At 74.6% G+C, this 7,597-nt stretch carries 8 protein-coding genes; 2 read left to right on the forward strand and 6 right to left on the reverse strand.

All coding sequences use genetic code 11. The features are described 5' to 3' along the window. The 6 genes from E0D90_RS21330 to E0D90_RS21355 form a co-directional block, all read right to left on the reverse strand. Positions 1-505: DUF6895 family protein (locus E0D90_RS21330; protein WP_438827429.1), on the reverse strand; the 505-nt coding region annotated here is incomplete at its 3' end. Continuing rightward, positions 502-1,623 (reverse strand): DUF6895 family protein, encoded by a 1,122-nt coding sequence (locus tag E0D90_RS21335; RefSeq protein ID WP_174856239.1) that lies wholly within the window; start codon positions 1,621-1,623, stop codon positions 502-504. The genes E0D90_RS21335 and E0D90_RS21330, both read right to left, overlap by 4 nt. Next, on the reverse strand, positions 1,620-2,417 hold the full coding sequence (locus tag E0D90_RS21340) for a hypothetical protein (protein WP_227870379.1): 798 nt from the start codon (positions 2,415-2,417) through the stop codon (positions 1,620-1,622). The genes E0D90_RS21335 and E0D90_RS21340 overlap by 4 nt, the downstream gene beginning before the upstream one ends. A 13-nt stretch (positions 2,418-2,430) precedes the next feature. Beyond that, entirely contained in the window at positions 2,431-2,610 is a 180-nt protein-coding gene (locus E0D90_RS21345) for a hypothetical protein (protein ID WP_103500767.1), read from the reverse strand. Positions 2,611-2,984: 374 nt separating this feature from the next. Then, positions 2,985-3,647: a response regulator gene (locus tag E0D90_RS21350; protein WP_130799690.1), complete on the reverse strand. Its 663-nt coding sequence runs from the start codon at positions 3,645-3,647 to the stop codon at positions 2,985-2,987. 329 nt (positions 3,648-3,976) lie between these two features. Beyond that, on the reverse strand, positions 3,977-4,900 hold the full coding sequence (locus E0D90_RS21355; protein WP_130799691.1) for a sensor histidine kinase: 924 nt from the start codon (positions 4,898-4,900) through the stop codon (positions 3,977-3,979). Between the two features lie 206 nt (positions 4,901-5,106). Between E0D90_RS21355 and E0D90_RS21360 the strand changes: the two genes are divergently transcribed. Both E0D90_RS21360 and E0D90_RS21365 read left to right on the forward strand, forming a co-directional pair. Next, a complete protein-coding gene (locus E0D90_RS21360) occupies positions 5,107-6,048 on the forward strand; it encodes an SDR family NAD(P)-dependent oxidoreductase (protein ID WP_174856240.1) in 942 nt (313 codons plus the stop codon). A gap of 369 nt (positions 6,049-6,417) precedes the next feature. Continuing rightward, the gene (locus tag E0D90_RS21365; RefSeq protein ID WP_130799692.1) at positions 6,418-7,338 is read left to right on the forward strand and encodes a DUF4394 domain-containing protein; all 921 of its coding nucleotides are present in this window, start codon (positions 6,418-6,420) and stop codon (positions 7,336-7,338) included. Positions 7,339-7,597: the final 259 nt, after the last annotated feature.

The raw sequence follows: 7,597 nt of genomic DNA on the forward strand, positions 1-7,597 counted from the left end.
CTACGAGGAAACGTCCTTCGAGGCCACCGCACGGACCGTGCACGCGCTGGACAGCTGGTCGGCGATGGAGGCCCTGCCGGTGCGCCGGCTGGGCCTCCATCGCCGACCAGCTGTCCAGCGCGTGCACGGTCCGTGCGGTGGCCTCGAAGGACGTTTCCTCGTAGCCGAGTTCACGGAACGGGACGTAGATCTCGAACGGGATGGGGGAGAGCGGTTCCTGCTGCTGCATCCAGGTCAGCAGCCGGCCGCCGTCCAGCAGGTCGCGCCACGCGTTGTCCAGCAGCTGCCGGGTCAGCGCGGACTGGCGGGAGCCGGCGACCCCCTCGCGGAAGAGGACCTTCCCGATGAGCGCCAGTTCGCCGATCGGCTTCAGCCGGTCCTTGACCTCCCAGTCGGTGGTCGAGTCGTCATGGCGCGGCCGGAAGCCGTTCTGGTGCTGGTGCAGCCAGGCGATCGCCCGGTCGCCGACCTCGTGCATCACACCGATGCCCGACGCGTCCGTCATACCCGCTCCTCCCGGCGCCGTCCGGCGCCGTCCGTGTCGGTGTGTCTGTCGGTGTGACCGTCGGTCTGACCGCCTGGGCGTGGGCCGGGGCCCGAGTCGGTACGGCTCTCGGTCCCGCTCCTCGCGGCGTCCGGGTCCGCACCGCGCTCGCGGAGCCGGGCGGCGGTCAGGGTGGCAGCGAACGCGGCCCCCAGCGTGGAGTGGTAGCTGAGCGCGAACGCGTCGGGATGGTCCGCCGGGAACGGGTCGCCGTCCTCCGGCAGCGCGCCGTCGGGGCCGCGCGCGCCGGCCAGCCGTTGCCAGGCCGGCGCGGTGTGACGTGGGGCGAGCGGCACCGGCAGGGACGCTCCCACCGCCAGCAGCTCGCAGGCGAGGTCCCACTGCTCGGCGTCCAGACAGGTGTCCGTCCAGCTCGGCAGCCAGTTGAGCAGATAGCCCGCCAGGTCGGCGGGCATCCGGGACGGCTCGGCGCCCCAGTCGGTGACGTGGAAGACGGTGTGTGTCAGGTGGTAGCCGGAGCCCTGCTCGAAGGTCCACGGTTCGGGGAGCCCGCCCAGCCAGGTGCGGCGCAGGGCCGGGGCGAACGGGCCGTGCGGGGTGATCCCGGCGCGTCGCTCGGCGTTGAGGATGCCGAGGCGCCGGTGGGGCTGCTGCTCGGCCTGGCTCCAGGACCGGGTGGCGCAGCGGGCGCGGGCGAACTCCTCGAAGCCGGCGTGCCGCAGCCCCTCCCCGGCGAAGGCGGCGTAGATCTCCAGCGGGTAGGTGGTGTGGGGCTCGGCGTGGAACAGCTCCAGCAGTACCCGGCCTTCGCCGGTCTGGTCCCAGCAGAACTCCAGCAGCCGCGTCGCGGACCGGTGGAGTGCGCCGTCCGGGGCGGAGCACCGGCGGATCGACACCGTCAGCTGGGCCAGCTCGCCGAGCGGCTTCATGGTCCAGTTGAGGTCGCTGCCGGGGTCGGTGACGTCCGCCGGGAGGCGGAAGCGCCAGGAGCGTTCCCACGCCCACTCCAGTGACTCCAGGGCCAGGGCGTCCAGCGCGCCCGGCAGGGCGTCGGCGAGGGCGGCCTCCGTCGCTTCGGGCGCTTGGGTCGCCGCGGACGGCTGGGCGGCTGCGCTCACGCCGTGGCCCCCGGGTCCGCCGGGGCCCGCTCCGTGACGGCTTCGGCGTCCGGCTCGTCCGGGGTGGCCAGGCCGTCCGCACGCATCAGGGTCGCCGCGTGGACGTGCAGCGCCACCCGGGGATCGGCGCCGCCCATGCCCAGCACGAACCGGAGCCCCGCGTCGAGGCCGAGGGAGGACGGCACACCGCCGATGACGGCGAGCCAGCGTCCGGCGCCCGCGGCCTGGAGCCAGTCCCGGCGCCGGACGGCGCGGACGAAGCCGCGTGAGACGTCGACCGGCCGGCGCGCGGCCTCGGCGGCGACCCCCGAGTCGGCGTGCGGGACGGCCAGGGCCGCCAGGACGGAGAGCTGGTGGGTGAGGGCCTGCCAGCCGGCCTCCCGCAGGGCCGAGACGTCCGGGCCGGCGGCGTCGGCCTCCGGCGCGCCCCGTCCCTCGGCACCGTCAGGGTGGCCGTGGTGGCGGGGTACGGCCTCGCCCGCTCCGGCGGTCGCCCGGTGCAGCGCGCGCTCCATCGCCCAGTGGCTCCAGGCCACGGTCGGGGAGGACTGCGGGCCCGGCGGGTAGGCGCGGACGGCCTCCCGGAAGTGCGCCAGGTCGGGTTCCGGGGCCGGCCGGCGGAGCAGGGTGCTCGGCAGGAGTACGTCGGCGCCGAGAGTGCGCACCGCTGCCACGGTGAGCGCCTCGTCGCCGCCGACGGAAGCGGTCGTGCCCGCAACGGAGTGGTCCCCGCCCCGAAGGGCGGAGACCAGTTCCGAAGCAAGGTCGTGCACTGCGCCCGACAATTGCTTCATCCGTTTACGCCCTTCAGGACTTCTTGGGGCGCGGGGTCGGCGGGGAGAGGAGGAGTGCACCCCCGAGGAGCAGAAGCACGGCGCACTCGCGGGAGTCGCGGAACGTTCCGTCGGCCTCCGTCGGGTTCAGCGCTTCCTCGACGTCGACCTCAAGAGACTGCAGGTCCCGGGTGCGGGTTTCTGCGGAGAACATGACACCATCCCCTTCTGGGAAGAGCGGTTGGCTGACCAACTCAGTGCAACGCAGAATTCGTCGGCCCGCAACTGCACATACGTTCAGGGTGGATTGTTTAGAATGCAACCTCATCTCGCGCGCAAAGAGAGGACAATGCCCGGAGTGCGGCGCTGAAATTGCGGGTGTAATTGCCTTCCGGTATACCGTCCGTATCGCGCTCCCACTTCGCCCCGGGGGCGCACCACCGTGGAATTCTGGGGACGCCTCCCCGGAAAGCCGGCACGGGCCCTCGACCGCACCGGAAGACGCCGGCACCCGGCTGTCGCGCCCCAGCCCCGGCCGATCGCCGACATGGCGTCAGTCGGTCGGCCACGGCACGGGCCGACGAGGCGTCAGCCGCCGACCTCGCGGTCCCGGTCGAGGTCGTGCGCCAGCAGCGCCGCCTGCACCCGGTTGGTGACACCCAGCTCGCCGAAGATCCGGCTGACGTGCGCCTTCACCGTCGACTCCCGGACCCGTAGCGACGCGCCGATCTCGGCGTTGGTGAGACCGCGCGCCAACGACGAGAGCACCTGCCGCTCACGCGGCGTCAGCCGGGCCACCGCCGCCCGCGCGAGCCGGGCGCGTCCGGCGTCCGGGCGGTGGTAGCGGCTGATGACGGTGCGGGTGACCGCCGGGGAGAGCATCGCCCCGCCGTCCGCCACCACCCGGACCGCCTCCAGGATGCCGTCCGGATCGGTGTCCTTGAGCAGGAAACCGGCCGCGCCGGCGTCCAGGGCGTCATGGACGTAGGCGTCCAGGCCGAAGGTGGTCAGCACGACCACGGCGGGCGGTCGCGGCAGGGCGCGCAGCGCCGCGGTGGCGGCGATGCCGTCCATCCGGGGCATCCGGATGTCCACCAGCGCGACGTCCGTCCGGTGACGGGCGGCCAGCTCCGCCGCCTGCCGGCCGTCCGCCGCCTCGCCGACCAGTTCCATGTCCTCGTCGGTCGCCAGCAGGTCGGCCAGACCCGCGCGGACCAGGGGATCGTCGTCAGCGATCAGCACCCGGATCACCGGACGCCTCCCGCACGGGCACCGGCACCGGGCTCGGCGCCCGCAGAGGCACCCGCAGAGGCACCGGCACTGGTACCGGCGCCGGCCGCGCGTCCGGGAAAGGGCGCCGGTCGGCCGGACGGCCGCGCCGAGAACGGCAGTTCGGCGCGCAGTGCGAACCGTCCGGCTCTGGTGGGGCCGGCGCTCAGCTCGCCGTCCAGCGCGCCGACCCGCTCCGCGACGCCCCGGAGGCCGTAGCCCTCGGCCTCGCCGTGCGCGCCGGGGTGCGCGCCCGTCGTCGTGGAGCGGGCCGGTCCGTCCGCGGGGTGGTCGGCCAGGTCGTTGACCGCCTAGATCACCAGCCTGCCCGCCTCGGGACGGACCGTCAGCCGTACCGGTCGCCCCGGTGCGTGCTTGCGCGCGTTGGTCAGTGCCTCCTGCACGATGCGGTGGGCCGCCAGCCGCACGGCGGCCGGCAAGCCGGTCAGCTCCGCCAGGTCGCGGTGGACCCGGGTCCCGGCCTCCTCCGACTCCCGGATCAGCCCCGGCAGGTCGTCGGTGACCGGGGTGAGCGGCGCGCGATCCGGCGCGACCGGGTCGCGCAGCGCGCCGAGCAGGTCCCGCATGTCGTCGAGCGCGGAGGTGCTGGTGGCGCGCAGCAGCGCCAGCCGGTCCCGCACGGGCGCGGGTACCTCCGATGCGCGCCGTTGGAGCACTCCGGCGTGCAGTGCCACCAGGCTCAGCCGGTGGGCGAGCACATCGTGCATCTCCCGCGCGATGCGCTCCCGTTCGGCGGTCCGGATACGTTCGTCCCGCAGCTCCAGCCGTCGCGCCAGAGCGTGCGCCCGGTCCCGGTGGGAGCGAACCGCCAGGCCGCAGGCGACGGGGACGAAGACGAAGGCGCACGGGGCCAGAGTGAAGACCGGCATGTTCACCAGCTCGCGCAGGGCCGGGACGGACATCGGCACACCCGCGGCCAGCGTCAGCCCTGCCGCCACCCGCAGCCGCCCCCGCACCGCCACCTCGAAGAGGGCGGCGAGCAGCGGCCAGGGGTGGCTCTCCACCACGAACCCGGCCAGGGCGATCAACGCCACGGCCACCGGATACCGCCGCACGGCCAGGAGCGCGGCACACAGCAGCACGGCCACCGCGACACCGGGCGCGGCCCCGGGAAGCATCCCGGCGTCGCCACCGGGGGCGTCCCGCAGTGTCGCGTAGATCGGATAGGCGAGCCAGGCGGTCCGCAGCCAGCGCCGGTGGTCCGGGTTCGTCACCGGGCCAGCCTAGGCACGGCCCGCGCCCGGCACATCCGACCAAAGTCGGTGGACGACCCCGGCCCAACGACTGCTCCGCGGCGTCCCGTCGACGACCACAGTGAGCACGGAGGACGCCGCCGCACGCGAGGTCGGCGGCCCCGCCGGCCGCACGGGAGCCCCGTGTGCGGCCCGGAGCAACCCCAGACGAGAACCGAGGAGCACAGGTGGCGAACGAGAACCAGCACACCGACCGGCCCATCGACCGGCGCAGGGTACTCGGGGGCGCGGCGGTCGCCGCCGCTGCCGCCGCGACGGGGTTCGGCCTGGCGGGAAGCGCCGCCGCGGCCGAGGCCGGGACCTCCGCCGGCTCCCCGGGCGGCGCCCGCCGGTTCGAGGGGAAGTCCGTCCTGGTCACCGGCGGCACCTCCGGTATCGGGCGCGCCTGCGCAGCCGCCTTCGCAGCCGAGGGCGCGCGCGTCGTCTTCTGCGGGCGGCGTGCGGACCGGGGCAGGGCGGTGGAGCGCGAGATCCGCGAGGCCGGCGGCGACGCGACGTTCCACCGCGCCGACGTGCGACGCGACAAGGAGGTCAAGGCGCTGGTGGACCGCACCGTGCGGCTGCACGGCGGAGTGGATGTGGCCCTGAACAACGCGGGCGTCCAGAAGCCGTTCACCGACGTCCACGAGGTGTCCGTGGCCGACTGGGACGATGTCTCCGCCACCAACGTCCGGGGCGTCTTCCTCGGTATGAAGTACCAGATCCCCCACATGCGCCGCGCTGGCGGCGGCGTCATCCTGGTGACCAGTTCCTCCAACGAGTTCGCCTCCCGCACCGGCCTCGGTTCCTACACCTCCAGCAAGGGCGCCCTGCGCGGCCTGGTGCAGGCCGCCGCGCTGGAGAACGGCGAGCACAACATCCGGGTGACGGCTCTGGGGCCGGGCATGACCGACACCGAGATGCTGGACGCGCACCGGCCGGACGGGGTGACGGACGAGCAGTGGGCCGCGCTGAAGGCCCAGTTCGCCGAGGCGGGGGTGCCCGCCTTCCGCCGGATCGCCCGGCCCGAGGAGATGGCCTCGGCCGCGCTGGCCCTGGCGTCGGACGCGTTCAGCTTCCAGACCGGGACCACGGTGGTCGTGGGCGGAGGGCAACTGGCCGCGCTCTGATACCCGGGCCGTGATCGCCGCGCCCTGATCGTTCGCGCCGTGACCGCCGCGCCGTGATCGTGGCGGCTGAACGCTCCACTCACCCTCAAGAGTGACATCCGGTCTGTTTCTCCCCGAGCGACCGTCCTTGTGCGGCTCTGCCCCGAAGTACCCCTGACGTCCCACCGCCCGTGTCCTCGTGGCGGTGGGGCGGCGGGCCGCCGGGCGGGTCCTCGTGACTTCCAGCACCGTCCGGCGGCCTCGTTCCGCGTCGGCGGACTCCCGTTCACCCGGCCGCGCCGGGCGAAATGTCCGCCCGCAGGGGTGTCGGCTCGGCACGATGAGCGGGCTGGGAGTCGATCAACCGATCACGTCACCAAGGAGCACTTCATGCGCAACCGCCTGGTCATCGGCCTGCTCGCGGGCACGATGGGCGTCGCGATGCTCGGTCAGACGACGGCCACCGGCGCGGACCGTTCCGCCGACACGGAGTCCGCCCCGTACGCCGGCTCCGCCGCCACCCACAGCGGCACCTCCCTCGAAGCGATCGGCCTCGACGGCCGCTCCCTGGTCCGGTTCACGGTGGACCGGCCCGGCGACGCCACCTCTCTCGGCCGCGTCCGCGGCCTGGAGGGCGACGGCCACCTGGTGGGTATCGACTACCGAGTCCAGGACGGCGCCCTCTACGGCGTCGGGGACGAGGGCGGCGTGTACACCCTCACCCCGCGCCCCGGGCGCGTCGGTCTCGCCCCGCGCGTGCGGGCGGAGAAGGTCTCGCAGCTGAGCGTCGCGCTGGAGGGCGACTACTTCGGCGTCGACTTCAACCCCGCCGCCAACCGGCTCCGCGTCATCAGCGACACCGGCCAGAACCTCCGCCACAACATCGACGACCCCAACGGCGCGCCCGCCCCCGGCGTCACCGTCACCGACGGGACGCTGACCGGCCCCGACGGCGCCGTGGCCACCGGCGTCACGGCCGCCGCCTACACCAACAACGACCTCGACCCGGCGACCGCCACCACCCTGTTCGACCTCGACACCCGCACCGACCAGGTGGTGCTCCAGTCCCCGGCCAACGCCGGCACGCTGGCGCCGACCGGTTCGCTCGGCGTCGACGCCGGCCCCGACGCCGGCTTCGACATTCACACCGACACGGCGACCGGCGCGAACAGCGGCTACGCGGTCCTGCGCACCGACGGCCGTGAGCGGCTCTACAGCGTCGACCTGCTGGGCGGCGGAGCCGACCGGATCGGCGACTTCCCCCGCGCGCACCGGGTCACCGACCTCGCGCTCGTACCCGGCCAGGGCTGATCAGTCCGCGGCCGCCGGCCGTACGTCCGTCACCTCGCCGCCCCCGGCACCGCCGCTCCACGGCGGCAGCCGGGGGCGGCGGCGTGACTGTGGAATCGGTCACTCCGAGGCGCCCGCGCCGCGGCGCGGAACACCACCGCCGGGACGCCCGGAACGGCGGCGGGGGTACCGTGCGCCGGAGCCGGCGGTGGCGGCGCCGACCCCGCTCCCGGCCAGTGATGGCGGGCCCCGAGGCGCCGCCCGGCCGACGGCGCCCGCC

The organism is Streptomyces otsuchiensis, from assembly GCF_004305975.1.
GTDB lineage: Bacteria > Actinomycetota > Actinomycetes > Streptomycetales > Streptomycetaceae > Streptomyces > Streptomyces otsuchiensis.

Bases quoted from the DNA above. Each gene is read 5' to 3' on its own strand.
- E0D90_RS21365 (WP_130799692.1), top strand. From the start codon at position 6,418: ATGCGCAACCGCCTGGTCATCGGCCTGCTCGCGGGCACGATGGGCGTC.
- E0D90_RS21340 (WP_227870379.1), bottom strand. From the start codon at position 2,417: ATGAAGCAATTGTCGGGCGCAGTGCACGACCTTGCTTCGGAACTGGTC.
- E0D90_RS21345 (WP_103500767.1), bottom strand. From the start codon at position 2,610: ATGTTCTCCGCAGAAACCCGCACCCGGGACCTGCAGTCTCTTGAGGTC.